Origin of the sequence: Sphingosinicella xenopeptidilytica (genome assembly GCF_042676985.1) — a bacterium.
GTDB classification, from domain to species: Bacteria; Pseudomonadota; Alphaproteobacteria; order Sphingomonadales; family Sphingomonadaceae; genus Sphingosinicella; species Sphingosinicella xenopeptidilytica.
Genome location: NZ_JBHTIK010000001.1, coordinates 258,791 through 285,761 on the forward strand (window position 1 = coordinate 258,791; position 26,971 = coordinate 285,761).

29 protein-coding genes are annotated in these 26,971 nt (G+C 65.4%); 14 read left to right on the forward strand and 15 right to left on the reverse strand.

From position 1 onward, the window contains the following. The first annotated feature begins 1 nt into the window (after position 1). Both ACFQ00_RS01380 and rnk read left to right on the forward strand, forming a co-directional pair. Positions 2-751 carry a YjbE family putative metal transport protein gene (locus ACFQ00_RS01380; RefSeq protein WP_381485093.1) on the forward strand — a complete coding sequence of 250 codons (750 nt, stop codon included), beginning with the start codon at positions 2-4 and terminating at the stop codon, positions 749-751. 178 nt (positions 752-929) lie between these two features. Beyond that, positions 930-1,328, forward strand: coding sequence for a nucleoside diphosphate kinase regulator (gene rnk / locus ACFQ00_RS01385; protein WP_381485096.1), 399 nt, complete (start codon positions 930-932; stop codon positions 1,326-1,328). Here rnk and ACFQ00_RS01390 read toward each other — a convergent pair. Together ACFQ00_RS01390 and ACFQ00_RS01395 are read right to left on the reverse strand one after the other, a co-directional pair. Then, complete coding sequence (locus ACFQ00_RS01390) at positions 1,309-2,283, reverse strand: quinone oxidoreductase family protein (protein WP_381485098.1); 975 nt, start codon at positions 2,281-2,283, stop codon at positions 1,309-1,311. The two genes, rnk and ACFQ00_RS01390, sit on opposite strands and share 20 nt — an antisense overlap. 11 nt (positions 2,284-2,294) lie before the next feature. Then, complete coding sequence (locus ACFQ00_RS01395) at positions 2,295-2,795, reverse strand: GNAT family N-acetyltransferase (protein ID WP_381485101.1); 501 nt, start codon at positions 2,793-2,795, stop codon at positions 2,295-2,297. A gap of 199 nt (positions 2,796-2,994) precedes the next feature. Here ACFQ00_RS01395 and ACFQ00_RS01400 point away from each other — a divergent pair, with 199 nt between their 5' ends. The 6 genes from ACFQ00_RS01400 to ACFQ00_RS01425 all read left to right on the forward strand — a co-directional run bounded on the left by ACFQ00_RS01400 (position 2,995) and on the right by ACFQ00_RS01425 (position 8,871). Further along, entirely contained in the window at positions 2,995-3,246 is a 252-nt protein-coding gene (locus tag ACFQ00_RS01400) for a DUF6489 family protein (protein ID WP_374596007.1), read from the forward strand. A gap of 27 nt (positions 3,247-3,273) precedes the next feature. Further along, positions 3,274-4,569, forward strand: a complete 1,296-nt coding sequence (gene mnmE / locus ACFQ00_RS01405; protein ID WP_381485104.1) for a tRNA uridine-5-carboxymethylaminomethyl(34) synthesis GTPase MnmE — start codon at positions 3,274-3,276, stop codon at positions 4,567-4,569. 97 nt (positions 4,570-4,666) lie between these two features. Next, a complete protein-coding gene (gene mnmG, locus ACFQ00_RS01410; protein ID WP_381485881.1) occupies positions 4,667-6,517 on the forward strand; it encodes a tRNA uridine-5-carboxymethylaminomethyl(34) synthesis enzyme MnmG in 1,851 nt (616 codons plus the stop codon). Between the two features lie 58 nt (positions 6,518-6,575). Then, positions 6,576-7,154: a 16S rRNA (guanine(527)-N(7))-methyltransferase RsmG gene (rsmG, locus tag ACFQ00_RS01415; protein WP_381485107.1), complete on the forward strand. Its 579-nt coding sequence runs from the start codon at positions 6,576-6,578 to the stop codon at positions 7,152-7,154. Further along, complete coding sequence (locus ACFQ00_RS01420) at positions 7,151-7,933, forward strand: ParA family protein (protein WP_381485109.1); 783 nt, start codon at positions 7,151-7,153, stop codon at positions 7,931-7,933. Before rsmG ends, ACFQ00_RS01420 begins: the two co-directional genes overlap by 4 nt. A 20-nt stretch (positions 7,934-7,953) precedes the next feature. Then, positions 7,954-8,871, forward strand: coding sequence for a ParB/RepB/Spo0J family partition protein (locus ACFQ00_RS01425; RefSeq protein ID WP_381485112.1), 918 nt, complete (start codon positions 7,954-7,956; stop codon positions 8,869-8,871). A gap of 172 nt (positions 8,872-9,043) precedes the next feature. On the opposite strand, the gene mscL is transcribed toward ACFQ00_RS01425, so the two are convergent. The 5 genes from mscL to ACFQ00_RS01450 all read right to left on the reverse strand — a co-directional run bounded on the left by mscL (position 9,044) and on the right by ACFQ00_RS01450 (position 13,366). Beyond that, the gene (gene mscL, locus ACFQ00_RS01430; protein ID WP_381485114.1) at positions 9,044-9,466 is read right to left on the reverse strand and encodes a large conductance mechanosensitive channel protein MscL; all 423 of its coding nucleotides are present in this window, start codon (positions 9,464-9,466) and stop codon (positions 9,044-9,046) included. Between the two features lie 83 nt (positions 9,467-9,549). Then, on the reverse strand, positions 9,550-10,221 hold the full coding sequence (locus ACFQ00_RS01435) for a TPM domain-containing protein (RefSeq protein ID WP_381485117.1): 672 nt from the start codon (positions 10,219-10,221) through the stop codon (positions 9,550-9,552). After that, a complete protein-coding gene (locus tag ACFQ00_RS01440; RefSeq protein ID WP_381485120.1) occupies positions 10,221-10,991 on the reverse strand; it encodes a TPM domain-containing protein in 771 nt (256 codons plus the stop codon). The genes ACFQ00_RS01435 and ACFQ00_RS01440 overlap by 1 nt, the downstream gene beginning before the upstream one ends. A 2-nt stretch (positions 10,992-10,993) precedes the next feature. After that, a complete protein-coding gene (locus ACFQ00_RS01445) occupies positions 10,994-11,575 on the reverse strand; it encodes a LemA family protein (RefSeq protein WP_381485123.1) in 582 nt (193 codons plus the stop codon). Positions 11,576-11,623: 48 nt separating this feature from the next. Next, complete coding sequence (locus tag ACFQ00_RS01450) at positions 11,624-13,366, reverse strand: N-acyl-D-amino-acid deacylase family protein (protein ID WP_381485126.1); 1,743 nt, start codon at positions 13,364-13,366, stop codon at positions 11,624-11,626. A gap of 93 nt (positions 13,367-13,459) precedes the next feature. Here ACFQ00_RS01450 and ACFQ00_RS01455 point away from each other — a divergent pair, with 93 nt between their 5' ends. The 3 genes from ACFQ00_RS01455 to ACFQ00_RS01465 all read left to right on the forward strand — a co-directional run bounded on the left by ACFQ00_RS01455 (position 13,460) and on the right by ACFQ00_RS01465 (position 16,241). Next, a complete protein-coding gene (locus ACFQ00_RS01455) occupies positions 13,460-14,662 on the forward strand; it encodes a parallel beta-helix domain-containing protein (protein WP_381485129.1) in 1,203 nt (400 codons plus the stop codon). Continuing rightward, on the forward strand, positions 14,662-15,678 hold the full coding sequence (locus ACFQ00_RS01460) for an SO2930 family diheme c-type cytochrome (protein WP_381485132.1): 1,017 nt from the start codon (positions 14,662-14,664) through the stop codon (positions 15,676-15,678). The genes ACFQ00_RS01455 and ACFQ00_RS01460 overlap by 1 nt, the downstream gene beginning before the upstream one ends. A 104-nt stretch (positions 15,679-15,782) precedes the next feature. After that, entirely contained in the window at positions 15,783-16,241 is a 459-nt protein-coding gene (locus ACFQ00_RS01465) for a CVNH domain-containing protein (RefSeq protein WP_381485135.1), read from the forward strand. Positions 16,242-16,280: 39 nt separating this feature from the next. Here the strand turns inward: ACFQ00_RS01465 and folE are convergent, their stop codons facing one another. The 5 genes from folE to ACFQ00_RS01490 form a co-directional block, all read right to left on the reverse strand. Then, the gene (gene folE / locus ACFQ00_RS01470; protein WP_381485138.1) at positions 16,281-16,868 is read right to left on the reverse strand and encodes a GTP cyclohydrolase I FolE; all 588 of its coding nucleotides are present in this window, start codon (positions 16,866-16,868) and stop codon (positions 16,281-16,283) included. Between the two features lie 47 nt (positions 16,869-16,915). Beyond that, positions 16,916-17,416: an NUDIX hydrolase gene (locus ACFQ00_RS01475; protein WP_381485140.1), complete on the reverse strand. Its 501-nt coding sequence runs from the start codon at positions 17,414-17,416 to the stop codon at positions 16,916-16,918. 82 nt (positions 17,417-17,498) lie between these two features. After that, a complete protein-coding gene (locus ACFQ00_RS01480; protein ID WP_381485142.1) occupies positions 17,499-18,272 on the reverse strand; it encodes a CsgG/HfaB family protein in 774 nt (257 codons plus the stop codon). Between the two features lie 146 nt (positions 18,273-18,418). Further along, positions 18,419-20,368: an acetate--CoA ligase gene (acs, locus tag ACFQ00_RS01485; protein ID WP_381485146.1), complete on the reverse strand. Its 1,950-nt coding sequence runs from the start codon at positions 20,366-20,368 to the stop codon at positions 18,419-18,421. A gap of 44 nt (positions 20,369-20,412) precedes the next feature. Then, positions 20,413-20,775 carry a DUF4870 family protein gene (locus tag ACFQ00_RS01490; protein WP_381485149.1) on the reverse strand — a complete coding sequence of 121 codons (363 nt, stop codon included), beginning with the start codon at positions 20,773-20,775 and terminating at the stop codon, positions 20,413-20,415. A gap of 103 nt (positions 20,776-20,878) precedes the next feature. On the opposite strand from ACFQ00_RS01490, the gene ACFQ00_RS01495 reads away from it, so the two are divergent. After that, positions 20,879-22,153 (forward strand): MFS transporter, encoded by a 1,275-nt coding sequence (locus ACFQ00_RS01495; RefSeq protein WP_381485152.1) that lies wholly within the window; start codon positions 20,879-20,881, stop codon positions 22,151-22,153. Positions 22,154-22,177: 24 nt separating this feature from the next. On the opposite strand, the gene argB is transcribed toward ACFQ00_RS01495, so the two are convergent. Beyond that, positions 22,178-23,080 (reverse strand): acetylglutamate kinase, encoded by a 903-nt coding sequence (argB, locus tag ACFQ00_RS01500; protein ID WP_374596025.1) that lies wholly within the window; start codon positions 23,078-23,080, stop codon positions 22,178-22,180. Positions 23,081-23,214: 134 nt separating this feature from the next. On the opposite strand from argB, the gene ACFQ00_RS01505 reads away from it, so the two are divergent. Beyond that, positions 23,215-24,165, forward strand: a complete 951-nt coding sequence (locus tag ACFQ00_RS01505; RefSeq protein ID WP_381485154.1) for a cation diffusion facilitator family transporter — start codon at positions 23,215-23,217, stop codon at positions 24,163-24,165. On the opposite strand, the gene ACFQ00_RS01510 is transcribed toward ACFQ00_RS01505, so the two are convergent. Then, on the reverse strand, positions 24,162-24,797 hold the full coding sequence (locus tag ACFQ00_RS01510; RefSeq protein WP_381485157.1) for a queuosine precursor transporter: 636 nt from the start codon (positions 24,795-24,797) through the stop codon (positions 24,162-24,164). The genes ACFQ00_RS01505 and ACFQ00_RS01510 overlap by 4 nt on opposite strands. A gap of 79 nt (positions 24,798-24,876) precedes the next feature. On the opposite strand from ACFQ00_RS01510, the gene ACFQ00_RS01515 reads away from it, so the two are divergent. Further along, positions 24,877-26,109 carry a NupC/NupG family nucleoside CNT transporter gene (locus ACFQ00_RS01515; RefSeq protein WP_381485160.1) on the forward strand — a complete coding sequence of 411 codons (1,233 nt, stop codon included), beginning with the start codon at positions 24,877-24,879 and terminating at the stop codon, positions 26,107-26,109. Here the strand turns inward: ACFQ00_RS01515 and ACFQ00_RS01520 are convergent. Then, the gene (locus ACFQ00_RS01520) at positions 26,106-26,969 is read right to left on the reverse strand and encodes a 3-hydroxybutyryl-CoA dehydrogenase (RefSeq protein ID WP_381485162.1); all 864 of its coding nucleotides are present in this window, start codon (positions 26,967-26,969) and stop codon (positions 26,106-26,108) included. The genes ACFQ00_RS01515 and ACFQ00_RS01520 overlap by 4 nt on opposite strands. Positions 26,970-26,971: the final 2 nt, after the last annotated feature.

Here is a 26,971-nt window from a genome sequence, read left to right on the forward strand (position 1 = left end):
GATGGATTTCAGCGTTCTTTTCGGCGTGGCGGGGGCCGCTGAGGCGGCCACAAGCCTCGGTGGACCGGCCGACATCTGGGCTGCCATCGTTCACGACTTCTCGAATATCGGTTCACCGGCTGCGCTCGCCGCGTTCACGCAGGTTCTGCTGATCGATATTGTCCTTGCGGGCGACAACGCCATCGTCGTCGGTGCGCTTGCGGCGGGTTTGCCGCCCGATCAGCGACGCAAGGTGATCATGATCGGCGTGCTTGCCGCGCTCGTGCTGCGCATCGCGTTCGCACTTGTCGTCACGCAGCTCATGCAGATCGTCGGACTTATTCTTGCAGGCGGGCTGCTGTTGCTGTGGGTCTCCTGGAAGATGTACCGCGAACTTCATCCGGCACGCGCTGGCGCATCGCCCGGATCGCCGGAGATCGCAGGCGACGAAGATTCGGGCATCCGCCCGGCGAAAAGCTTCCTGGCTGCAGCCTGGGCGGTCGCCGTCGCCGACGTTTCGATGAGCCTCGACAACGTGCTTGCCGTCGCAGGTGCCGCGCGCGACCATCCGGGTATCCTGATCGTCGGGCTTGTGCTTTCCGTGGCGCTGATGGGCATCGCGGCGAACATCATTGCCAAGTATATCGAGCGCTATCGCTGGATCGCCTATTTCGGCCTCATCGTGATTATCTACGTTGCGTTCAAGATGATCTACGAGGGGATCGTCGATCCTTCGGTGGGCGTGATGACACTCGGCGTGTTCGGCGGTTGACACCGGCGAAGGGTCCGGACAGCATCCGCATCATGGATACGCGCAGTCTTTCACGCCGCCTCTGCAGCGGAGGCCAACTTCTGGCGGGCATTTAGCCCCGGACCCTGACGGCATGTCCCGACGGGTTCGGGGCAGTTCAGCCACGTCCCCCCCCAATGCCGTCAGAAAGACCTGTTCCATGATCGACGCATCGCGTCCGCCGATTCACCTCATCGATTCCGAAGCCGAAAGGCTCGGAGATCTTGCCCTCGCCGCGGAGGCGCGCCTTCCCGAGGCCGCAGCGCTTCTCCTCCGCGAAATCGAACGCGCCGCCGTGCATGGCGTTGAAAGCTTCCCGCAGGGCGTCGTGCGCATGGGCGCGCGCGTCGATTTCATCGACGAGGGCAGCGGCGCCCGCCGGACGGTCGAACTCGTCTACCCGCCGGAAGCGGATATTGCGGCCGGCAAGCTTTCGATCCTTTCGCTCGTCGGCGCCGGGCTCATCGGTCTCGCTGAAGGTCAGACGATCCGCTGGCCGGACCGGAGTGGCGCGGAGCGGGTGCTCAGGATCGAGAAGGTCACGCCTCCGGCAGCATGATCGTCGCGCCCGTGGTCTTGCGCGCCTCGAGATCGCGGTGGACCTGCGCGGCGTCTATAAGCGCGTGGCGCTGGTGGATATCGGCCTTCAGCTTGCCGGTGGCGAGCATTTCAAGGAAGCGGGCCGATCCGGCGCGGAAGTCCTCAGGCGTGGCGTAATAGTGCGCGACCGTCGGGCGTGTGACGAAGAGCGAGCCTTTGGCGGCGAGAATGCCGAGGTCGACGCCCGTCACGGGCCCCGAGGCGTTGCCGAAGCTCACAAGGAGCCCGCGCGTGCGGAGCGCCGACAGCGATACATCCCACGTTGCCTTGCCGACGCCGTCGAACACCGCGTCCACCCCGGTGCCGCCCGTCATCTCCCGTGCTGTGGTGGCGGCGTCGGCATAGTCGCAGACGACATCGGCACCCGCAGACCGTGCGAGCGCCTGCTTGTCAGCGGATCCGGCCGTGGCGACGACGCGGACGCCGATCGCCTTCAGCCACTGGACGAGGAGCAGCCCGACACCGCCCGCGGCCGCGTGAACGAGCGCTGCGTCTGCGGCTTTCACGCGGGCACAGCGTTCGACGAGATATTCGGTGGTTGCCGCCTTCAGCATCACGCCTGCCGCGTCTTCGTCCGGCAGGGTGTCCGGAAGCTTCAGCGCCTGTGTAGCTGGAATGTTGCGATGCGTGGCATAGGCGCCGGGTCTTCCCGTGAAGTAGCCGATGCGGTCTCCCGGCGCGAAGCCGCTCACGCCCTCGCCGATGGCTTCGACGACGCCGGCGGCTTCGATGCCGGGCGCGGCGGGAAGGCTGACCGGGTAGAGCCCGCTACGGTGGTAGGTATCGATGAAGTTGACCCCGATCGCTGTATGCCGGATCGCGAGTTCGCCGGGGCCGGGCGGGACGGGCGTGAAATCCTGCCGTTCGATCACCTCGGGCCCACCGGTTTTCTGAAACGCCATTCGATACGCCATCGGACTTTCCTTCACAGCAGTTTCTGCATGAACACGAGTGTGAGCCAGCGATCGAACTTGCGCCCGACCTCGCGCAGCCGCCCCGCTTCCTCGAAGCCGAGTGCGCGGTGAAAGGCAAGGCTTCCCGCGTTTTCGGAATCGACTCCGCCAACGAGCGTATGGAGGCCGCGGCCGCGTGCGAGATCGATCAACGCTTCAAGAAGCTGCCGTTCATAGCCGTGGCCGCGATATGTGTTTGAAACATATACGGAATGTTCGGCCGTGCCAGCGTAGGCCTGCTTGGCGCGGAAGGAGCCGAAGCTGCCGAAGCCGGCGACATCGTTCGCGGCGTCCGCAACGAGGACGGGCCAGCCGTCCGCCAGCTTTGCAGTGCGCCATTCGGCAACGCGCTCCGCAGTCCACGGCTCGTGATCATACCACGCGGTCGTATTGAGGATCGCGTCATTGACGATGGCGAGAATTCCCGCGTCATCGTCGGCACGCGCAGCCCCGATGATGGCGGGGTCAGCCACGGGGTACGCCGGAGGCATGGGAACGCTTCAGTGTTTCGTTTCGGAGCGCCTCTGCCATGGGTCTGATCTTCCCGGTTTCGCTCTGTTCTTTTTCTGTTGCGTCGTTTTTGCGCAAAACCGGTTCCCACTTTTGCGCGCGATGCTTTAGCGTCTCGAACCTATCCGCCACCGTGCGGCTTTCACAAGAGGAGGGGCGCCCATGAAGGTGAATATCGAGATCGACTGCTCCCCGGAAGAAGCGCGCGCGTTCATGGGGCTTCCCGATGTCCGCCCGCTGCACGACCTTTACATCGATCGCATGACGGGTCTCATGAAGGACGGCATCACGGCAGGGGATGTCGAGCGTCTTATGTCCAATTGGATGCCGAGCGCGGCGAGCGGGATCGGCGAGGTGCAGAAGGCGATGTGGAACGCCATGACCGGAGGCGTCACGAGCGGCAAGAAGGGTTAGTACCCGACGCCATGACGTCATTTCTAAATGATTGAAAAGAAAACGATATTCTCCTTATCGTCAGGCCGGCCGCCTGCCGGTGTCGCGGTTGTTCGTGTGTCGGGTTCGGCAGCGAGCGCGGCATTGCTGGCGCTTGGTGGACGTTTGCCCGCACCGCGCCGTGCAACGCTCGTGCGCCTTCGGGATGCCGGAACGCCGATCGATGACGCGCTGGTCCTGTGGTTTCCCGCACCCGCAAGCTTCACGGGAGAAGACGTTGCCGAGCTCCACGTCACGGGTGGCCCGGCGGTGGTTGCGGCACTGCTGCGTGCGCTGGGTGCGATCGAGGGATTGCGCCCGGCCGAGCCCGGGGAATTCACGCGGCGGGCGTTCGACAACGGCAAGCTCGATCTTACGGAAGCCGAGGGGCTTGCCGACCTCATCGATGCGGAGACCGAAGCGCAGCGGCGTCAGGCGCTACGGCAGGCATCGGGCGGCCTGCGGGCGCTTGCTGAAAGCTGGCATGGACGGCTGCTTTCGATCCTCGCTGAAACCGAAGCGTCACTGGATTTCGGCGATGACGAAGAGGATGTCAGCACACGGCTTGTTGAAGGCGAGGGGCCGGAGATCATGGCACTCGCGCGCGAGATCGAAAGTCACCTGGGTAACTACCAATTTGCGGAACGCCTGCGACGCGGTCTAATCATCGTTCTGCTCGGCGCACCGAATGCCGGGAAATCGAGTCTGATTAATGCGCTCGCCAAGCGCGACGTTGCCATCGTCTCACCCGAGGCGGGCACCACGCGCGACGTGATCGAGGTGCATCTCGATCTCGGCGGCGTTGCCGCGACGCTTGTCGATACGGCGGGCCTTCGCGATGCGGAGGGCGCTGTTGAAGCCGAAGGTGTCCGCCGCGCGCGTGAACGCGCAGACGAGGCGGATCTCGTGGTCTTTCTTGTCGGCCCGGATGATCGGGACACGACGATCCCGGCGGAGGCGGTAGTCGTCGAGTCAAAGGCGGATCTTCGTGTCGACCCTATGGGCGAACGGCTGCGCGTGTCCGCGGTGACGGGAGAGGGGCTTGCAGCGCTTGAATCGCTCCTCGTGGAGAGGACAAGCGCACTGGCCGGGGCGGGGCAGGATGCTCTGGTAACACATGCGCGTCAGCGCGATGCGCTTGCCGAATGCCGACACGCGCTGATCGTTTCTTCTGAGGAGCCCGACGTTGTACTACGGGCCGAATCGTTGAGGGTTGCGATGCGCGCTCTGGGCCGGCTGACGGGCCGGGTTGGCGTCGAGGACATACTGGATATTGTGTTTGGACGCTTCTGCATTGGCAAATGATGTTTCACGTGAAACATTTTCCGCCGTTCTGAGGGGGCATTGTTTCACGTGAAACACGACGTCGACACGAAGCGCCGATTCGGATAGTTCGTCACCCATAATGGAACGATTCGACGTACTCGTCATCGGGGCCGGGCATGCCGGTTGCGAGGCGGCGACTGCCGCCGCGCGCACGGGTGCGCGTACGTTGTTGGTAACGCCGGGCCGGGAAACCATCGGTGTCATGTCCTGCAACCCGGCGATTGGCGGCCTCGGCAAGGGGCATATCGTTCGGGAGCTTGATGCGCTCGGCGGTGTCATGTCGGAAGCCGCTGACGCGGCGGCGATCCAGTACCGACTGCTCAATCGCCGCAAGGGGCCAGCGGTCCAGGGCCCCCGCGCGCAGGCCGACCGCAAGCTATATCGCCGCGCGATGCAGCAAGCGATCGATACCCAAAACGGTTTGCAGGTTCTGGAAGCGCGCGTTGACGATTTGCTCGTCGATGCGGACGGCCTATCCGGAGTCGTACTTTCAGACGGATCGGAAATCGCCGCGCGTGCGGTGGTGCTCACCACCGGCACCTTCCTTGGCGGGGTCATCCACGTTGGGGGTGATGTCCATGCCGGGGGACGCGTTGGCGAGGCATCGTCTGTCGCGCTCGCGCGCCGTCTACGCGACCTCGGCTTGCCGATGGCACGCCTCAAGACCGGAACGCCCGCGCGCCTCGACGGTCGGACGATCGACTGGACGCGTGTCGAGTGGCAGGAGGGAGATGAAGCGCCTTCCTTCTTCGCGGCCTCGACGCGCGCAGCGACGAATCCACAACTTAGCTGTGGCATCACGCGGACCAACGTCACCACGCACGACATCATCCGCCAGAACATTCAAAGCAGCGCAGTCTATAGCGGACGCATCGAAGGCACCGGCCCCCGCTATTGCCCGTCGATCGAAGACAAGGTGATGCGCTTCGGCGATCGCGACGGGCACCAGGTCTTTCTGGAACCGGAGGGGCTCGATGATCCTCTCATCTATCCGAACGGCCTCTCCACTTCACTTCCCGTGGATGTGCAGCTGGCATTCCTGCGTACGCTCACCGGGTTGGAGCGCGTCGAGATCGCGCGGCCGGGCTATGCGATCGAGTATGACTATATCGATCCGCGCGCGCTTTCACGGACGCTCGAACTGCACGCGATCCCGCGCCTGTTTTTTGCTGGGCAGATCAATGGGACGACCGGCTACGAGGAGGCCGCGGGGCAGGGGCTGGTCGCTGGGCTGAACGCCGCGCGGGCGGCGCTGGGATTGGAAGAGGGCGGGTTCGATCGCGCCGAATCCTACATCGGCGTGATGATCGACGATCTCGTGACGCAGGGCGTAACCGAGCCCTACCGGATGTTCACCTCGCGCGCCGAGTATCGCCTGCACCTGCGCGCCGACAATGCCGATCAGCGACTCTCCGAAAAGGCGATCGCTCTCGGCCTGCTGGGCGGTGATCGTGCTCGCCTTTATCGCGAACGTGCCGAGGCGCTTGCGAAGGGGCGGGCGCTCCTCGAGGCGGCCCGCGCATCACCCGCCCACCTGCAGCGCTCGGGTCTCGCGGTACGTCAGGATGGCGTGACGCGGTCGGCGTTCGAATGGCTGCGTTTTCCCGATGTCGCGTGGACCGACGCCGCAGCGGTCTGGCCCGAACTTTCCGATATTTCGGAGGCACACGCCGAGCAACTGCACACGGATGCGCGCTACGCTGTCTATCTGGAACGACAGTCCGACGAGATCGACGCCTTTCGTCGCGATGAGGCGCTGCGCCTGCCCCACGATCTCGACTATTCCGTGATCGGCGGCTTGTCGAACGAGATGATCGATCGCCTTAAGCGCGCTCGACCCGACAGCCTGGGTGCCGCTGCACGCGTCGCCGGTGTCACCCCCGCTGCCCTCACCGCACTGCTCCGCCATGTCAAACGCGCCGCCTGAGTCTCCCGAAGAGCAGCGCGCATGGTTTGCGCGGACGTTCAATGTTTCACGTGAAACATTGGCGAAGCTCGATATCTATGCCGAGTTGCTCACCGAGTGGCAGACGAAGTTCAACCTCGTCGGGCCAGCGACGCTGCCGCACGTCTGGGTCCGTCACTTCGCCGATTCGGCGCAGCTTCTCCAGCTCACCGAGCGCGAAGGTGCTGCACATCGCCCGACCTGGCTCGATATCGGCAGCGGCGCGGGCTTCGCCGGAATGGTCATCGCGCTGATGACGGGTGATTCGGTCACGCTTGTCGATTCGATTCGCAAAAAGACGGTGTTCCTTGAAACCGTGCGCGACGCACTGGGATTGGAGCGAAACGTCAAGGTCTTGAATCAGCGCGTGGAATCGCTCGGTTCCGTCAAGTTCGACACGATCACTGCGCGTGCCTGCGCGCCGCTCGCGAAGCTGTTTGACTGGGGTGAACCCTATGCGGCAAAGTCCTGCACGTGGCTGTTGCTGAAAGGCGCGGCGGTTGAGGACGAGCTTGCGGAAGCCAGGCGCCGCTTCGTTTTCGAACATGAATTGATTCCCAGTCTTACCGATTCGCGGGGGCGGATCGTGCGGGCGCACAGTGTACGGAGGCGTCGGTGATCAGAATCGCGGTGGCAAATCAGAAGGGCGGTGTCGGCAAGACCACGACCGCCATCAACGTCGCGACGGCGATCGCCGCGACCGGGCGGCGTGTGCTGATCGTGGATCTTGATCCGCAGGGTAACAGCTCGACCGGCGTCGGGGTCGATCAGCACACCCGCCAGCGCACGAGCTATGATGTGCTGATCGGTGCGTGCAGCGCAGAAGATGCTGTCGTTTCCACCGCGATCCCGCGCCTGTCGCTGATCCCTTCGACGGTCGATCTGTCGGGCGCCGAGGTCGAACTCGTCGAGATGGAGGGCCGCATCCACCGCCTCGACGCCGCGCTCGAGGCGCCGGCGATGCAGGCCTACGACTACATCATCATCGATTGCCCGCCGTCGCTCGGCATTCTGACGATGAACGCGATGGTCGCCGCGCAGTCTCTGCTCGTGCCGCTCCAGTGTGAGTTCTTCGCGCTTGAAGGCCTCAGCCAGCTTCTGAACACGGTGGAGCGCGTGCGCGCAGGGTACAATCAGCGGCTCAACATCATCGGTGTGGTGCTGACGATGTACGACAAGCGCAACCGCCTCTCCGAACAGGTAGCCGCGGACGTGCGGGCGGTTCTCGGCAAGATCGTGTTCGAGACGATCATTCCGCGCAACGTCCGCCTGTCCGAGGCGCCGAGCCACGGGCTTCCCGCTCTTGTCTACGATCACCGCTGCGCCGGCTCCGAAGCCTATATCGATCTCTCCCGCGAGCTTCTGGGGCGGACCGAACCGCACGCGCGCGCCGCTTAATCCTTTGAAAGTACTGGTCCATGTCTCAGCCTAAGCGTCCCACCGGCCTCGGCCGCGGCCTGTCCGCCCTGCTTGAGGAAATGGGGAGCGCCGCCTTGCCGCCGCGCACCGAAGCCGGGACAGCAGCGCCAGTGGTTCCGGCGGGCGACGCGGGCAGTAGCATGGGCGCGCAGATGCTCTCGATGGCGATGATCTCGCCGAACCCGAAGCAGCCGCGCCGCCGCTTCGACGAGACCGCGCAGGCCGAACTCATCGCCTCGGTGAAGCGTCAGGGCCTGCTCCAGCCGATCCTCGTGCGCCCGGTGGATGGCGGCCGTTTCGAGATTGTGGCGGGCGAACGCCGCTGGCGTGCGGCGCAGGCCGCGCAGCTCCACGACGTGCCCGTGCTCGTCCGGCGCCTAACCGACGAAGAAGCGTTCGAGGTCGCGCTCGTCGAGAATATTCAGCGCCAGGATCTGAACGCGATCGAAGAGGCGGAAGGCTACAAGCGGCTGATCGACGACTACGGCCATACGCAGGAAGACATCGCCCGCATCGTCGGCAAGTCGCGCAGCCATGTCGCGAATCTCGTGCGCTTGCTCGATCTGCCGGATGACGTGCGCGACCTGCTGATCGATGGGCGGCTCACTATGGGTCACGCGCGCGCGCTGCTCACCGCGCCCGACCCCTCGGCGCTGGCGCGCGACGTCGTGCAGATGGGCCTCTCGGTGCGCGAGGTCGAGGCGCGGGCGAAGAAGCCGCGCGCACCTCGCAAGGCTGCGCCGCGCGAAGCGGCCCGCAGTGCCGATCTTGAATCGCTGGAAGGCCAGCTCGCCGAGCAGCTCGGCCTCCGTGTACGGCTCGAGTTCGATGGGGAAGGCGGAAAGCTGACGCTGTTCTACAGCGATCTCGATCAGCTCGACATGCTCTGCCAGCGGCTTTCGGGCGAGCGCTTCTGAGCATCGTGCGGAAAAGTGGGAACCGGTTTTCCGCCAGGAACGATGCGTCAACAAAGAGATAGAGCGCGCGTCCTGCGTCTGATTTCGCGCAGCGCGCTCTAACAAAAGCCGGACATGAAAAAGGGCCGCGCGACGAGACAGTCGCGCGGCCCTTTGCTTTTGACAGTGAAGACTATTTCTTCAGCGAATCCCGGATTTCGCGAAGCAGCAGCACCTCCTCGCTCGGGCCGGCAGGTGCTTCTTCCTTCTTCACGATCAGCTTGTTGGCCGTGCGCACGAGCAGGAAGATGATGAAGGCGAGGATCAGGAAGTTGATTGCGGCGGTGATGAAGGCACCGTAGCCGAGCATCGGCACGCCTGCTTCCTTGAGCGCCGCGTAGTCGGTCAGCGATCCCGCATAGCCTTCGGGCACGGCGCCGAGACGGATGAAGAGGCTCGAAAAATCGAGCCCGCCGAAGATCGCGCCGATCACGGGCATGATCACATCCTGTGTCAGCGAGGTGACGATGGTTCCGAATGCGCCGCCGATGATGACCGCGACGGCGAGGTCAAGCACATTGCCCTTTGCAATAAAGGCCTTGAATTCATTCAACATTTTCAGTCCCCTTGCCTGCAATACATTTTCGTGGCCGCATCGTTCCTGGCGGAAAACCGCTTCCCACTTTTCCGCACGATGCTCTAAATTTCAATCAGCTTGTCCGGCAGTTCGTTGGGATTGCGTTCGCATGGCGGGAAGTGGGCCGAAAGCACGCCACCGCACAGTCCGATCGCCTTGATGAAACCTTCAGCAATCCTGCCGTCCCGAACCTCGGCGAGCAGCGCATCCAGCGCATCGCCCCACACATCGTGCGCGACCTTCGCATAGATACCCTCGTCGGCAACGATCTCGGCGGCATGGTCTTCAAGCGACAGGAAGATGAGCACGCCGGTGCGGTCTTCGGTGACATGAATGCCATGCGAGAGGAAGCTCTCGACAGCCGCGCGGTGCACGGCGCTGCGCTGCAGCGACCGCGGGGTGAGCAGGTGCAGGACCGGCGGAATGCGCACGACGAGGAACGCTGCGACGAAGAGCAGCGCTGAAAGCGAGGCATAGAGCGCGATGATGAGCCGCGGCGCGGGATGCCCGCCGTCGCTCCAGCCGCCGCTCGTGAACCACAGCGGATCGGGAATGCCGATCCAGAGCAGGAGCGGGGGCAGAACGATCGCGGCGAGCGCCGCCCATGCGAAGGGGACGGCGCGGTAATCGTCCGTGCGCTGCGTAACCACGCAGAAGATTTCGCCGGATGTCGTCTGTTCCGCTGACGTAATGGCGTCACTGATGCGGGCGTGTTCATCGTTGGTCAGCCGCATCACCAGCTCCCGCTCGCACCGCCGCCGCCGAAGCTGCCGCCACCGCCGGAAAATCCGCCACCGCCGAACCCGCCCGAGGAACCGCCGCCCCAGCCCCCGCTACCCCAGCTGCCGCCACTCCCTGGTCCCCAGATGATGATGGGCCCGCCGCGCCCGCGCCGCCTTTTGCCGCCGAGCACGCCGCGCAGCATCCAGAATACGAACCAGATGATGAGGATGGTGGGGATAAGCCCAAGCCCGTGCCGCGTCTCTTCCTGCCCCCGCTCGCGCGCGGCGATCAGGTTCGCGCGGGCTTCCTCGGGGGGAAGCGAGAGCTGCGCGACGATGGCGTCGGTGCCGGCAACGACGCCGCCTTCCATGTCACCCTCGCGGAAACGGGGCACGATCTGCCGGTTGATGATGACGGACGAGAGCGCGTCCGTCAGATAGCCTTCAAGGCCGTAGCCGACCTCGATGCGCACCTTGCGCTCGTTGGGCGCGACGATGAGCAGCGCGCCATTGTCATCCTCTTTCTGGCCGAGGCCCCAGTTGCGGCCGAGCCGGTAGCCGTAGTCCGCGATGTCGTATCCCTGCAGGTCGGGGATCGTGGCCACGACGAGCTGGCGTGTCGTCGTGTCTTCCAGCGTCTTCAGCTTTTCGGTGAGCGCGGCCTCGGTTTCAGGCGACAAGAGATCAGCGGCATCGACGACGCGTCCCGAAAGCTTCGGGAACTCCTGCGCTGCCGCTGGGAACGCCAGCAACAGCGCGGCGAGGCACGCCAGCCAGCGCATCTCTATTCGAAAGAGACGGTCGGCGCGGTTTCGGCTCCGGCGGTGGTGGCCTTGAAGGGCGTGATCGGCTCGGCGCCGTAGATGAACTTCGCCGCGATCAGGCTCGGGAAGGTGCGAATCTCGGTGTTGTAGGCCTGTACCGACTGGTTGTAATCGCGCCGCGCGACGGTGATGCGGTTTTCTGTGCCTTCGAGCTGCGATTGCAGCGCGAGGAAATTCTCGTTCGATTTCAGGTCCGGATAGCGCTCGACGGTGACGAGCAGGCGGGAAAGCGCGCCCGAAAGCTGGTCCTGCGCGGCCTGGAAGCGCGCGACGGCGGCGGGGTCGGTGAGCTGGTCGGTGTTGATAGTCGTCTGCGTGGCGGAGGCGCGCGCCTGCGTGACCGCTTCGAGTACCTCGCGTTCCTGCGCGGCGAAACCCTTCACCGTGGCGACGAGGTTCGGGATCAGGTCCGCGCGCCGCTGATACTGGCTTTCCACTTCGGCCCACGCCGCCTTCACGGCCTCCTCGCGCGTCGGCACGGTATTGATGCCGCACGCCGCGAGCGTCAGCGCGGCGAAAAGCGGGAGCAGGAACTTGCGCATCGGACGAACCCCTTCCGTATCAGTCAACTAATACAGGGCCCTTTTCGCTTATTCCGCCGCCATTAGCAACGGTTCCGCCTGCGGACCGCGCACGACGCGCCCGGGCCGTGCTGCCTGCACCGCGCCGTTCCGGAAGGTGACGGCGCCGGACTTGATCGTCGCGGTATACCCATCCGCCGTCTGCAGCAGCCGCTTGCCGCCCGCCGGGAGGTCGAATGCCAGCCACGGCTTGCCGAGCTTGAGCCGATCGAGATCGATGACGTTGAGATCGGCGAGATACCTCGGCGCGAGCAGCCCGCGATCGGCGAGGCCGTAGAGGAGGGCAGTATCCCGGCACTGCCGTTTGATCGCGAGTTCGAGCGGGATGCGGCCGCGCGCGCGGCCCTTCACCCAGTGCGTCAGCAGGAAGGTGGGGGAGGCCGCGTCGCAGATCGTGCCGCAATGCGCGCCGCCGTCCGACAGCGAGATGACCGTGTCGTCGCGCTCCAGCAGGCCCTTCACGAAGTCGAGGTTGCCGTCCACGTAATTGAGGATCGGCAGATAGACGAAGCCCGTGCCATCTCCCTCCATCATGACGTCATAGGCCACCTCGGCCGGGCTCTTGCCGCTCGCCTTCGCGAGCGCGGCGAGGCTGCGTTCGGGTGCGGGCTCGTAGTCCGGCTCCTCGCCGAGCGGGAACTGCATCGTCCAGCCCTGCGTCACCAGCATGAACAGCGCCGCCGTGTCCGGGTGCGGCGGCGGCAGGTTGTCCTCGGCAAGCAGCTTTGCGCGGAACGCAGGGTCGCGCAGCGTCGCGAGCTGCTCGGCCCAAGGCTTGCCGGCGATCGCCTGCCACGACGGGCGCATCACGAACGGGTGCACGGTGCCGCGCCATGCCATCAGCACGCCGGTGCCGCGCAGCGAGATCTGCGCGCGGATGTTGGCGCCGTCGTCGTTCGCGGCTTTCGTCGCGGCCATCTGGTCGGTCCAGTGCATGGCTTTGAGCGGTGATTGCAGCATGGCGAAGGTCACCGGCATCGCGGTTTCCTTCGACAGGCGCTTCATCCAGTCGAACTCGTTCCATTCGGGCATCAGGTCGGATGCCATTTCAAACACGCCGTGGCCGACGCGGCCCATCGCGCGGCCGATGCCGATCAGCTCCTCGGCGGTGGCGGTGGTGCCGGGCACAAGCTCGCCGTCCACGGACTTGTGGATCACGGTGCGCGAGGTCGAGAAGCCGAGCGCGCCGGCGCGCAGACCTTCTTCGACGATCCGGGACATCGCCTCGATCTCGTCCGCGGTCGGCGCTTCGTTCGCGGCGCCGCGTTCGCCCATCACATAGGCGCGCACGGCGCCGTGAGGCACGTGGCAGGCGACGTCGATGGTGCGCGGCAGGGCTTCGAGCGCGCCGAGGTACTCGGGAAAACTCTCCCAGTTCCATGTCATACCCTCGGCGAGCGCGGTGCCGGGAATGTCCTCGACGCCTTCCATCAGGCCGATCAGCCACTGGTGCCGGTCCGGCCGCGCGGGCGCGAAGCCGACGCCGCAGTTGCCCATGATCACGGTGGTCACGCCGTGCCAGGCGGAAGGGGCCATGACGTCATCCCACGTCGCCTGCCCGTCGTAGTGCGTGTGGATGTCGACGAAGCCGGGCGTCACGATCTGGCCGGCCGCGTCGATTTCTTCGCGGCCTGCCTCGTTCACGTTGCCGACCGCGCTGATGCGGCCGTTGTCGATGGCGATGTCGCCGGTGAACGGCGCGCCGCCGGTGCCGTCCACGATCGTTCCGCCGCGAATGACGATGTCGTGCATGATGGGCCTCCCTCAAGGTCTCCCGCTCAGTTTCCGCAGGGTTGGCAGGGTTCGTCAAGCTGACGATAATGGCCGGAAAAGGGGAGGATGGACATGATGCGCAAGGCATTGCTGGCGTTTCTGCTGGTTTCGGCATCACCCGCATGGGCGAGGACCATTGTTGTCGCGCCCGGCGACAATGATCAGGAGGTGTTGCAGACCGCGCTCATCGAGGCGCAGCCGGGCGATGTGATCGAGCTCGGCGCGGGCACCTTCCGATTGACGAACGGCCTGTCGCTCGATGTCGACAATGTCACCGTGCGCGGCGCCGGGCCCGCAGCGAGCGTGCTCAGCTTCAAGGGCCAGACGGGGGCAGGCGAGGGGCTGCTCGTCACGTCGGACCGCGTGCTGCTCACCGGCTTTTCGGTTGAGGACACGAAGGGCGACGGCATCAAGGCGAAGGGCGTCGATCGCATCACGATGGACAATCTGCGCGTCGTCTGGACGCGCGGGCCGCACAAGGACAACGGCGCCTACGGCCTCTATCCGGTCGAAGCGACGAACGTGCTCGTGCAGAATTCGGAGGTCGTCGCCTGCTCGGACGCGGGCGTCTACGTCGGCCAGTCCGAAAACATCATCGTTCGCAACAACCGCGTCAGCTTCAACGTCGCGGGCATCGAGATCGAGAACTCTAAGCACGCCGACGTCTACGGCAACCTCGCGCACCACAACACCGGCGGCATCCTCGTCTTCGATCTGCCGAACCTGCCGAAGATGGGGGGGCACTCGACGCGCATCTTCTCGAACACGGTCGTCGACAACGACACGCCGAACTTCGCCCCGCCCGGCAACATCGTCGCTGAGGTACCGCAGGGCCTCGGCATCATGGTGATGGCGAACGAGAACGTCGAGGTTTCCGGCAACCGCATCGAGGGCAATCGCACGGCGGCGGTGATGGTCGTTTCCTACGTGCGGCCGTTCGAGGACGCGAGCTACAACCCGCTCGCGCGCAATGTCCGCATCTTCGGCAACGTGCTCGGCAGGAACGGTTGGGACCCCAAATTCCCGGGTGGCGTGGAGCTTGCCGCTGCGCTCGGCGGCGGCCTGCCGCCGGTGCTGTGGGATGGCGTGACGCGCTTCGGCGACAAGCCCGACGATACCACGACCACCCCCGCGAGCGACGCACCGATGGTGTCGCTCGGGCTTGCCGTCGCCGGAACGCCGCCCTCGAAGGCGCAGCCAGCGCCGGTCGCGCCTGCGGGCGCTTCCGCAGCGCTTGCCGCCGTGGTGCTTCCTGCCGATCAGCCGATGCCCTGATGCTGCGCGCCGCCGCCCTGCTTGCGGCCGCGCTGCTGGTCGCCTCCGCCGCGCCCCCGACGGTGAACGACGCGGTTCTCGCGGGCGCTGCGGCACCGGCGACGCTCGCCGAAACCGGCCTGTTCCTCGATGGCGGCGCGACGCGACCAAACGCCCGCGTCGTCCCCTATGGCCTCGCAACGCCGCTCTTCTCGGATCACGCCGACAAGGCTCGCTTCCTCTATGTGCCGGAGGGCAAGACCGCGCGTTACACAGGCGAAGGCCTGCTCGACATTCCCGTGGGCAGCGTGCTCATCAAGCATTTCGGTTTCACACGTGCGGACGGCAACCTCGATCTCATCGAGACGCGGCTCCTCGTCCATCAGGCGGACGGCTGGAAGGCGTGGCCCTATGCGTGGAACGCTGACGATAGTGTGGCCACGCTGAAACGCGCCGGCGCGCGCGTCGCCGTCATCGGCCACGACGGCGCCGGCAAGTCCATACCGCTCGACTGGCAGGTGCCCAACGTCAACCAGTGCAAGGGCTGCCACGCCACCGGGAACACGCTGGTGCCGATCGGCCCCAAGGCGCGGAACCTCAACCACGATTTCGAGGGCGAAAACAATCTCGCGCGCCTCTCGCGCCTCGGCCTTGTCACCGGCGTCCCTGAAAACGCACCGCGCCTGCCGGACTGGAAGGACGCGAACGAAAGCCTCGAACGCCGCGCCCGCGCCTATCTCGACGTTAATTGCGGCCATTGCCACAAGCCCGACGGCCCCGCGTCGAACTCGGGCCTGTTCCTCACTTGGGAGACGCCTTCGGGTCCGCACATCGGCATCGGCAAGGGACCGGTCGCGGCGGGGCGCGGCTCCGGCGGGCGCATGGTCTCGATCGATCCCGGTCATCCGGACCGCTCGATCCTCACCTATCGGATGGAATCGACCGAACCCGGCGTCATGATGCCGGAGCTTGGCCGCACGCAGCCCGACGAAGCGGGTCTCGCGCTGGTGCGCGACTGGATCGCCGCGATGCGGTGAGCCGTGCTTTCTGCCCACCAGGGATTGCGGTATCCTCCTGCAATGCTGGGGCTTTTCGAGTCGCAGTGACTCGGAAGATCCCCGCTCAACTGGGGAGAGGTCCAATGCGGGTTACGGGACTTGTCGGTGCGCTCGCCGCGCCGCTCTTGCTTGCCGCGTGCATGGGTTACGACAATGATCGGCCGACACCGCTTCCGGGTCCGCTGCCCGGCGGTTCGTGGCAGCAGTCCTGCCGCGACGGTCAGGTCCGCAACGGCTATCTCCGCGCGCAGTGTCTCACCGCGAACAACACGTATCGCCCCGCTGCGGCGCGCATCGGCACCTGCCGGTCCTTCGGCAACCGCAACGGCACGCTGTTTTGCGAAACGGATGGCGGCGGCAGTTATCGCTGGAGCGGCTCCTTTGAAACGAGCTGCCGCGATGCTTCGACCGGGAACAACGGAAACCTGATCGCAAGCTGCCAGAACGCAAAGGGCGTATGGCAGCGAACGATGATCACGCCGCGCCAGTGCCCATCCTACCGCGCAGGGAACCGGAACGGGCAACTCTTCTGCGAAGGTTAGCGGGGCGCTGGACCGCGATCCCGGTTTAAACGATCCGCCCTAGAGCCCCATCAGGCTCAGCACTTCCTTGCGGCTGCGCTCGTCGTCGCGGAACACGCCCATCATGCGGCTCGTCGTCATGGTGACGCCGGGGGTGTTAACGCCGCGCGCAGACATGCAGGCGTGCGCCGCCTCGATCACCACGGCGACGCCGCGCGGCTGCAGATGCTCCCAGATGCAGTCGGCGACCTCGGCGGTCAGTCGCTCCTGCACCTGCAGGCGCGAGGCGAACCCTTTGAGGACGCGCGCGAGCTTCGAGATGCCGACGACGCGGTCGCCCGGTAGATAGGCGATATGCGCCTTGCCGATGATCGGCGCCATGTGATGTTCGCAGTGCGACTGGAAGGCGATGTCGCGCAGCAGCACGATCTCGTCATAGCCGCCGACCTCTTCGAAGGTGCGCGAAAGGTGGCGCGCGGGGTCTTCGGCATAGCCGCGGAAATACTCGCGGTAGGCGCGCGCGACGCGGCCCGGCGTATCGGCGAGCCCCTCGCGTGCGGGATCGTCTCCGGCCCATTCGATAAGACGGCGGACGGCGCCAAGCACGTCGTCCGGGATGCCGTTGTCGCGGTCGTTGGATGCGGTCATGCCCCTTCCCTAACCACCGACGGTCGCTTGCCGCAAGTCCCGCGCTTTCACAGCAGCGTCAGCGCGGCAAGCAGCCGGACGTCGATCATCACGCCTGCACGGCGCTTTTCGGCGATAAACTCCGGCAATGTTCGAAGCGGAACGCAGTGAACGGTGATGGCCTCGCCATCGACGCCGCCGCCGGGTCCGACACGGGCAAGCCCTGTTGCCCGCACCAGCGTGAAGTGCTCGCTCGTCATGCCGGGAGAGGAGGTGAACACGCCGAGGTCTTCCACGGTTTCGGCGCGGAAACCGGTTTCCTCCTCAAGCTCGCGACGCGCCGCCGTCAGCACCTCCTCGGGGCCGTCGTCGCCGACGAGCCCGGCCGGAAGTTCGAGGCAGCGCGCGCCGAGCGGCACGCGATACTGCTCAACAAGCACGATCTCTGCAGCGGCCGTCACGGCGAGGATGACGGCGGCGCCCATGCCGCCGGGGCGGCGAACATACTCCCAGTCCTTTTCAACGACGGCTTCGAGGAAACGCCCCTTCCAGACGGTGTTGTCGATCACGGCTGTTCTTTCAGGCAAAGAAAAAGGGCGGCGCCATGCGGTGCCGCCCCCTTCCGGTGTTCTCAGGCCGGTGTTCTCAGGCTTACTGCGCGACCGGCGCCGCGGCGCTCGGGTCTTCCGGCAGGCCGCCGAGCTGCGTCACGAGCTGCTTGTAGGCGTCGAGATAGGCGAGCGTGATCACCTGGCCGATCTCGGTGTTGGCATAGCTGCCGCCGCCGACGCCGCCGAAGCCGCCCCACCAGCCGCCACCGCCGCCGGCCGCCCACGAAAGGTCCTTCTTGCGGAAGTAGCCTTCGGTCAGGCGCTCCTGCTCGGTGGTGCGCGCGTTCACCAGCGTCAGCATGACGTTGGCTTCCTTGCTCTTCGTGGAAAGGCCGCCCGCGAGCATACCGAGCGTGCGGCTGCCGAGCAGGCCGCCGGCGATGGCGCCGATGCCGCCGCCGCCCGAGTTCTCGTTCTTCGAAACGAGGTCGGGAACGATGAAATAGTCGGCCGCCTTCACCTGGCGCTTGCCGATGTTGGAGCCCTTCTGCAGTTCGCCGGAATCGGCGAGCGCGCGCTCGATGTTGCGGCTGGCGAGGCCCTTGCCGCGATCGACGAGGCCGAAGCAGCCGGATTTCATCACGAACAGCTTGATGATCGCCTCCGGGCTGCCGAGCCCGAGCTGCTGCCACCAGTTGGTGTCCGGCTCGACGATGGAAACCGTGCCGAGCCGCTTCTGGCAGACCGGGATTTCCTGCATACTCTTCGTCTGCGCCTTGCGCGCGGAGGACTGGGATTGCGCGGATGCCGTGCCCGAAGCGACGGCCATGGCGGCCACGGCAATGCCGAAGCCGAGTGTTTTCAGGATCTTCATAAACTTCCCCATGTTCAAATGTGCTGGTTGGCGAAACCCCTGTCGCCGTTTCCGGCGCCGCCCGCAGCCGGAGCGTATATTGCCGGAGTTGGGCGGTCCCGGCAATCGTTCCCGCATAGTCCGCACACGTTATGATTCGGTTTCGGCTACCGGTTTTTTCGTCCCGCGATCAGGCTGTCGACGACAGAAGGGTCGGCGAGCGTCGTCGTGTCGCCAAGCGATCCGAAGTCGTTCTCGGCGATCTTGCGCAGGATACGCCGCATGATCTTGCCGGAGCGCGTCTTGGGCAGCGCGGGGGTGAAATGGATCTGGTCGGGCGTCGCGATCGGCCCGATCTCGCGGCGCACTTCCGCCTTCAGCTCGGCTTCGAGCGCGGCGTCGCCCTCCACGCCCGCGATCGGCGTCACGTAGCAGTAGATGCCTTGGCCCTTGATGTCGTGCGGGTAGCCGACGACCGCGGCCTCCGCGACCTTGGGGTGGCCGACGAGCGCCGATTCCACCTCCGCGGTGCCGAGCCGGTGGCCTGAAACGTTGAGCACGTCGTCGACGCGGCCGGTGATCCACCAGTAGCCGTCCTCGTCGTGCCGCGAACCGTCGCCGGTGAAGTAGAGGCCCTTGTAGGCGGAGAAATAGGTCTCGGCGAAACGCTGGTGATCGCCGTAGAGCGTGCGTGCCTGCCCCGGCCACGAGCTCTTGAGCACGAGGTTGCCCGAGGCCGGGCCTTCGATGAACTTGCCGTCGGCGTCCACGAGCGCGGGCTCGATGCCGAAGAACGGCTTCGTTGCGCTGCCCGGCTTTGTGGGGATCGCTCCCGGCAGCGGCGAGATCAGGATGCCGCCGGTTTCCGTCTGCCACCACGTGTCGACGATCGGCAGGCGTTCCTTGCCGGCGACGCGATGATACCAGAGCCAGGCTTCGGGGTTGATCGGTTCGCCCACGGTGCCGAGGAGGCGGAGCGAGGAGAGGTCGTGTTTCAGCACGGGCGCGTCGCCCTCGCGCATCAGCGCCCGGAGCGCGGTCGGCGCGGTGTAGAAGGTGGCGGGCCGGTGCTTTTCGATCACCGCCCAGAAGCGGTCGACCGCCGGATAGTTGGGCACGCCCTCGAACATCAATGTCGAGGCGCCGTTCGAAAGCGGGCCGTAGACGATGTAGCTGTGCCCCGTCACCCAGCCCACGTCCGCCGTGCACCAGTGGAGCGCGCCCTCGTCGCGCCAGTCGAACACGTATTTGAAGGTCAGCGTCGTCCAGACGAGATAGCCGCCGGTCGTGTGCAGCACGCCCTTCGGCTTTCCGGTCGAACCCGAGGTGTAGAGGATGAACAGCGGGTCTTCGGCGTTCATCGGCTCGGCCGGGCAGTCGGCGGAGACGGTTTCGCGGCGGTCGTGCCACCAGCTGTCGCGCGCGTGCGTCATCGGCACGTCGGCGCCCGTGTGGCGCACGACGAGCACGCCTTTCACCTCGTGCCAGGCGTGGCAGATGGCGTCGTCGATGGTCTGCTTCAGCGGAATCGTCTTGCCGCCGCGGCGGCCTTCGTCGGCGGTGATGATGAAGTCGCTCTTCGCGTCGTCGATGCGCCCCGCGACGGCTTCGGCTGAAAAGCCCGCGAAGACGACGCTGTGCACCGCGCCGATCCGCGCGCACGCCAGCATGGCGACGGCGGCTTCGGGGATCATCGGCAGATAGATCGTCACGCGGTCGCCCTTGGCGACGCCCATCGCCTTCAGCGCGTTCGCGAACCGACACACCTCCGCATGAAGCTCGGCATAAGTGAGCGTGATGGACGCAGCGTCTGGGTCGTCTGCCTCCCAGACGATCGCCGGCTGGTCGGCGCGCGCCGGCAGATGCCGGTCGACACAGTTGAAGCAGGCGTTCAGCACACCGTCCTCGAACCATTTGATATCGACCGGCGCGTAAGACCAGTTGCCCATCACGCCCGGCGTCTTGATCCAGTCGACGATCCCAATCTGCTCGCGCCAGAAACCATCGGGGTCCTCGAGCGAGCGCCGGTACATCGCCTCGTAGGTTTCAGTGTCGCAGATCGTCCGCGCGGCGGTATGCGCGGGCACAGGATACGTCGCGGTCGTGGCGTCGCTCATCGGTCAAACTCTCCCAAGGACTTCGCGGCACGTTGGCCGCATCACTACCACAAATACGTGTTCGGATCGGGCATCGGCTCGTGGCGCTGCGCCTTCGCGATCGAAACGATGGCCCGCACGACGAGCCAGATCGAGATCAGCGGAAACAGAAACGCGAGCAGGCCGAACGACAGGAGTGTCAACACGGCGAGCCCGATCACTGCGACGACAGTGATCCAGAAACCGCGGATATGATAAGCGTAGTGGCTTTCCTCCCACGGCGCGTTCTCCGCCGCGCCCCGCCAAACGTAGGCGAGGATCGCACCGATGAGAGTCGGCAGACCGGAGACCGCGCCGACGAGGATCAGCAGCGCCACGATGGTCGGCCGGTTGAGATCGAAACCCTGTGCTTCCGGTCTGCTCGCCATGGTCCAGACTCCACTGTTTTCAGGCGGCAATTCTGGCCTGCGTCGGTCCATTCCGCAAGGATGGGCTTTCGCAGGTCCACGCGGCGCGCTAGCGTCCGCCGCCGTGGGCATCCCTCTTCTCGCCGCGCGCCGGTTCGGGCCGCTGTTCGCCACCCAGTTCCTGGGCGCGTTCAACGATAATTTCTACAAGACGGCGATGCTGTTCCTCATCACCTACACGCTGCTCGCGGGGGATACCGCGGCATCGGCACAGATCGTCACCGTGGCGGCGGGCGTGTTCATCCTGCCCTTCGTGCTGTTTTCCGCGCTCGCCGGACAGATCGCCGACAGTGTCGACAAGGCGCGGCTCGTCCGCATCATCAAGGCGGCTGAGATCGGTATCATGCTCGTAGGCGCAGCGGCGCTGACATGGGGTTCGGTGCCGCTGATGATGCTGGTGCTGTTTTCGATGGGTCTGCACTCCACCTTCTTCGGACCGATCAAATACGCGATCCTGCCTCAACATCTCGCGCCACGGGAACTGCTCACGGGAACCGGCCTCGTCGAGGCGGGCACGTTCATCGCCATCCTCACCGGGCAAGTCGCCGGCGGCCTCCTCGCGCCGCAGGTTTCGGCGTGGGCGATCGTTGCGGTCGCCGTGCTCGGCTATGTAAGCGGCCGGCAGGTGCCCGCGGCACCGCCGCCCGGCCGCGCGCGCATCGAATGGAACATCCTTGCAAGTTCGCTGCGCATCACGCGCGAAGTAACGCGCGATCCACAGCTCGGTCGTGCGGTGCTCGCCGTGTCGTGGTTCTGGTCGGTGGGGGCCGTGTTCACCAGCCTGTTCGTGCCGCTGGTCAAGGGTGATCTTGGCGGCGCGGAAACCGTGGCGACGCTGTTTCTCACGATCTTTTCGGTCGGTGTCGCGGCCGGCTCGCTCGTCGTCGCGCGCCTCCTGAAAGGTGCCGTCTCCGTCCGCTACGCACCCGCATCGGCGGTGCTGATGACCGCGTTCATCGCCGACCTCTATTTCGCGATCCGTGCGTTCGACGTGCCCCATGCCGAACTTATCGGCGTTGGCGCCTTCCTTTCCGATCCTGGGAGCTGGCGCATCGTGCTCGACCTTTTCGGGCTCTCCGTTGCGGCGGGCGCGTTCATCGTTCCGCTCTACGCGCTGTTGCAGACCGCGAGCGACCCTTCGGCGCGGGCGCGGACCATCGCGGCCAACAACATCATCAATTCAGGCTTCATGGTCGCCGCGGCGCTCGGCTCCGGCGTACTTTTGAAAGCCGGACTCGATGTGCCCCAAATCCTGCTCGCCGTCGGGCTCGCCAACCTGCTGATCGTGATTCCCTGCCTCAGGATTCACCGCATCCAGCGTGCGCACGGCACTGCCTGAAAAGTTGCGCCGCGCAACTTCTGGCTAGGCGCGAACGAGCGTGCCCGCGCCCTTGCGCGTGAAGATTTCGAGCAGCAGCGCGTGCGGTACGCGGCCGTCGAGGATCACAGCAGCCTCGACGCCGCCGGTTACGGCGGAGAGGCAGGTTTCGAGCTTGGGGATCATGCCGCCCGAAATCGTGCCGTCGGCGATCAGTTCCTCGATGCGCGCGGGCGTGAGATCGGTGAGCAGCGACTTGTCCTTCGCGAGTACGCCCGGAACGTCGGTGAGCAGCATCAGCCGCGCCGCGCCCACGGCGCCCGCGATTGCGCCCGCCATCGTGTCGGCATTGATGTTGTAGGTGTGGCCTTCCGCGTCCTCGGCGATCGGGGCGATGACCGGGATCACATCGGAGCGCGTCATCAGATCGAGGATCTTGGCGTTCACCGCGATCGGCTCACCGACGAAGCCAAGGTCGACGACGCGTTCGATGGCGCTGTCCGGATCACGCGCTGTGCGCGTCAGCTTGCGCGCCGTCACGAGCCGTGCGTCCTTGCCGGAAATGCCAACTGCGGTACCGCCCGCACGGCCGATCCAGCTGACGAGATCCTTGTTGATGGCGCCCGCCAGCACCATTTCCGCGACCTCGGCGGTGGCCGCGTCGGTAACGCGCAGGCCGTCCACGAACTCCGACTTGATGCCGAGCCGCCCGAGCATGTTGCCGATCTGCGGCCCGCCGCCGTGCACGACGATCGGGTTGATGCCGATCGCCTTCAGCAGCACCACGTCCTCCGCGAAGTCGATCGCGCGCTCGGGGTCGCCCATCGCGTGACCGCCGTATTTCACCACGAAGGTCTGGCCGACATATTTCTGGATGAAGGGCAGCGCCTCCGTCAGCGTTTCAGCCTTGGCGAGCATGGCCGGATCGGGCGTGTGGTCGGCAGACATTCGGCAGGACTCCTCAGGCGTGATCGTGCGCCGCTATAAAGGCTCGGCGCGAAAGGGAAAGAGCGCGGGGCGTGTTATCTCATAACATTCTGTTTTTATTGACATAAGTACGAGCGTGGGAGCATAGGCAACCTATGGGCAGCGATCACGATCACCACGACCATCATGGGCATGATCATCACGGCCATGATCATGGCGCTGGCCATTCGCATGCGCCGAAGGTCAGCGCGGGCAACCAGCGCCGTGTTGGCCTCGCCGCGCTGCTTACGGGAAGCTTCATGCTCGCCGAAGTGGCCGGCGGCATCGTATCGGGATCATTGGCGCTGCTCGCCGACGCCGGCCACATGCTCACCGATTTCGCTGCGCTTGCCCTCGCGTGGTTCGGTTTCCACCTTGCCGCTCGTCCTGCCGACTGGCGGCGCACCTATGGCTTTGACCGTTTTTCGGTGCTGGTGGCGTTCGTCAACGGGCTTACGTTGTTCGTGATCGCGGCGGTCATCCTCTGGGAAGCGACGGAACGTCTGCAATCACCGCCGCCGATCGCGGCGCCGACGATGCTATGGGTCGCGGTGCTCGGTCTCGTCGTGAACATTCTCGCGTTCTGGATGCTGCTGGGTGCGGACCGCGGCAATCTCAACATTCGCGGCGCGCTCGCGCATGTCGCGGGCGACCTGCTCGGCTCGGTGGGCACCATCGCAGCAGCGCTCATCATCATGGGCACGGGCTGGACGGCGGCCGATCCGCTGCTGTCGGTGTTCGTTGCGCTCATCATCCTCAGGAGCGCGTGGGGTGTGACGCGGGACGCAGCGCATATCCTCCTCGAAGGTGCGCCGAGTGGCCTCGAGGCGGATACGGTTGCCGCCGACCTCACGGCGAACGTCGACGGCGTCGAAAGCGTCCACCACATTCATGTCTGGTCGATCAGCGAGGAGCGCCCGATGACAACGCTCCACGCACGCATCCGTCCCGATGCGTCACCGACGTTGGTGAAGGCGGCAATCCGCGAACGGTTGCAATCGCGTTTCCATGTCGATCACGCCACCGTCGAAATCGAAGAGGGCGATCACGCCCCTCTTTGCCGCTAGCTCTTCGAATCGAGTTTCCGGCCGAGCGCGACGAAGCTGTGGATCAATGGCGGCACCAGCACGACCGACAGCACCACTTTCGTTAGCATCTGGCCGATCATCAGATCGAGGATCGGGAATACGCCGTAGAAGGCGAGCGTGATGAAGATCAGCGTGTCGACGATTTGCGAGAGCACGCTCGCGAGCGCGCCGCGCAGCCACAGCAGCCCGCCTTCACGGCGCATCAGGCTGAACAGGCCGACATTCAGAAACTGCGAGATGCCGTAAGCGACGATTCCGGCGCCCATCAGCCGCGGGCTTTGCGCCAGCACGAGCTGGAAACCGGCTAGGCGCGCCGGGTCCATCTCGGGCGAGGCCGGGAGCGTGAGCACGATGATGATCAGCAGCATCGAAACCAGAAGCGGCACGAACCCGAACAGCACCAGCCGGTTCGCCGTCTCGCGGCCGTGCAGCTCGGCAACCGCGCTCGACAGCACGACGAGCAGCAGGAAGGCGAAGATGCCCGCCTCGACCGCGAGTGGCCCCAGCGCCACCTGCTTGTTGCCGAGGATACCGGCGATACAGGTCATGCCGCCGTAGAGGATCGAAAGCACGAAGAGCGAGCGAGATATCGGCGCGGCGGCGGTCGTCATCGCCTGTTGCTAACGGCTTTTCGCGGCCCGAGAAAGCTATATAGCTTGGGGTCTGGAGCACGCGTTCGCCGGGGGAACAATGCGAATATTGATCGGCCTTGGCGGCATTGCGCTCATCCTCGCCATCGCCGTTCTTTTGTCCTCCAATCGCAAGGCCATCCGTCTGCGTGTCGTTGGCGCCGCCTTCGCGCTTCAGGCCGGAATTGCTGTGCTCGTGCTTTATGTTCCGGCCGGACGGCGCGCGCTTGCCTGGCTTTCCGCAGGCGTCGGTGAACTCCTCGGCTATGCGCGCGCGGGCTCCGAATTCCTGTTCGGCAAGCTGCTCGGCGATCCACTCGGGCAGAGCTTCGCGTTTCAGGCGCTGCCCACGATCATCTTCTTCGCCGCGCTCATCGCCATCCTCTATCACCTCGGTGTGATGCAGCTCATCATCCGCTGGATCGGTGGTGGGCTCGAGAAGATCACGGGCATCAGCAAGGTCGAATCGCTGTGCGCGGCGTCGAACATCTTCGTCGGCCAGAGCGAATCGCCGCTCGTGATCCGGCCCTATCTGGCGGGCCTCAGCCCTGCACAGCTCTTTGCGGTGATGTCATCCGGCATGGCGGGCGTCGCGGGCACGATCCTCGCTGCTTATGCATCGATGGGGATCAGCATCGATTATCTGCTCGCGGCGAGCTTCATGGCGGCGCCGGGCGGCATCTTGATGGCGAAGCTGATCATGCCCGACGATCCTGCCGACCTTGCGCGCACGCAGGGCGAGGTCGTGGAAATCTCCGACCATGATGAGGAAAAGCCCGCGAACATCATCATGGCCGCGGCACAGGGCGCTCAGACCGGCGTGAAACTCGCGGTCGCCGTGGGCGCGATGGTGCTGGCGTTCGTGGCGCTGGTGGCGCTTGCGAACGGGCTGCTGTCAGGGGTCGGTGGCTGGTTTGGGCTTCAAGGCCTCACCTTCCAGCAGCTCATCGGCTACGTGTTCGCGCCGATCATGTACCTGCTCGGCGTGCCGTGGGATGAAGCCGGCATCGCGGGCGGCCTCTTCGGCACCAAGGTCGTCCTCAACGAGTTCGTCGCCTATATCGATCTCAGCGCGCAGCAGGCGGCGCTGTCGCCCGCGACCGTAGCGATCGTCACCTTCGCGCTCTGCGGCTTCGCAAACTTCAGTTCGATCGCGATCCAGATGGCGGTGACGGGCAGTCTCGCGCCCAGCCAGCGCCCGATGATCGCGAAGCTCGGCATCAAGGCGCTCGTTGCGGGCAGCCTTGCGAACCTGATGAGCGCAGCCCTCGCGGGCCTGCTACTCTCCGTCTAGCGGGTGGGAACCGGCGTCTCGCCCGAATAGTCGTAGAAGCCCTTGCCGGACTTCCGGCCGTACCAGCCGGCTTCGACGTACTTCACGAGCAGCGGCGCGGGACGATACTTGGGATCGCCGGTCGCTTCCTGCATCACGTGCATGACGCTGAGCAGCGTATCGAGGCCCACGAAATCGGCGAGCGTCAGCGGGCCCATCGGGTGATTGGCGCCGAGGCGCATACCCTGATCGATATCGACCACCGAACCGACACCTTCGCCGAGCGCGAAAATCGCCTCGTTCAGCATCGGGCAGAGCACGCGGTTGACGATGAACGCCGGGCTGTCGAGCGCTTCCACCGTGGTCTTGCCGATCGCCTTGCAGAAGGCGTGCATCGCCGCTGTCGTGGCGTCCGAGGTCGCGAGTCCGCGGATGATCTCCACGAGCTTCATCACCGGCACGGGGTTGAAGAAATGGAGGCCGACGAAGCGGTCGGGTCGGTCGGTTGCCGCCGCCAGCCGCGTGATCGAGATCGACGAGGTGTTGGAGGCGAGAAGCGCGGAGTCCTTCAGGGCTAGGCCCTTGAAGATCGCCTTCTTCACCGCCTCGTTCTCGGTCGCCGCCTCGATGACGAGGTCGCAGTCCGAAAAGGCGGCGGGGTCCGTGGTCAGGCGGATGCGCGCGAGCGTCGCTTCAACCTCGTCCACCTGCATCGTGCCCTTGGCGACGGCGCGGCCGAGATTCTTCTCGATGACGGCCTTGCCCGCTTCGGCGCGCGCGAGTTCCACATCCGAAAGGATGACGTCGAACCCGGCGAGCGCGGAGACGTGTGCGATGCCGTTGCCCATCAGGCCTGAGCCGATGACCCCTACCGTTTTCATGG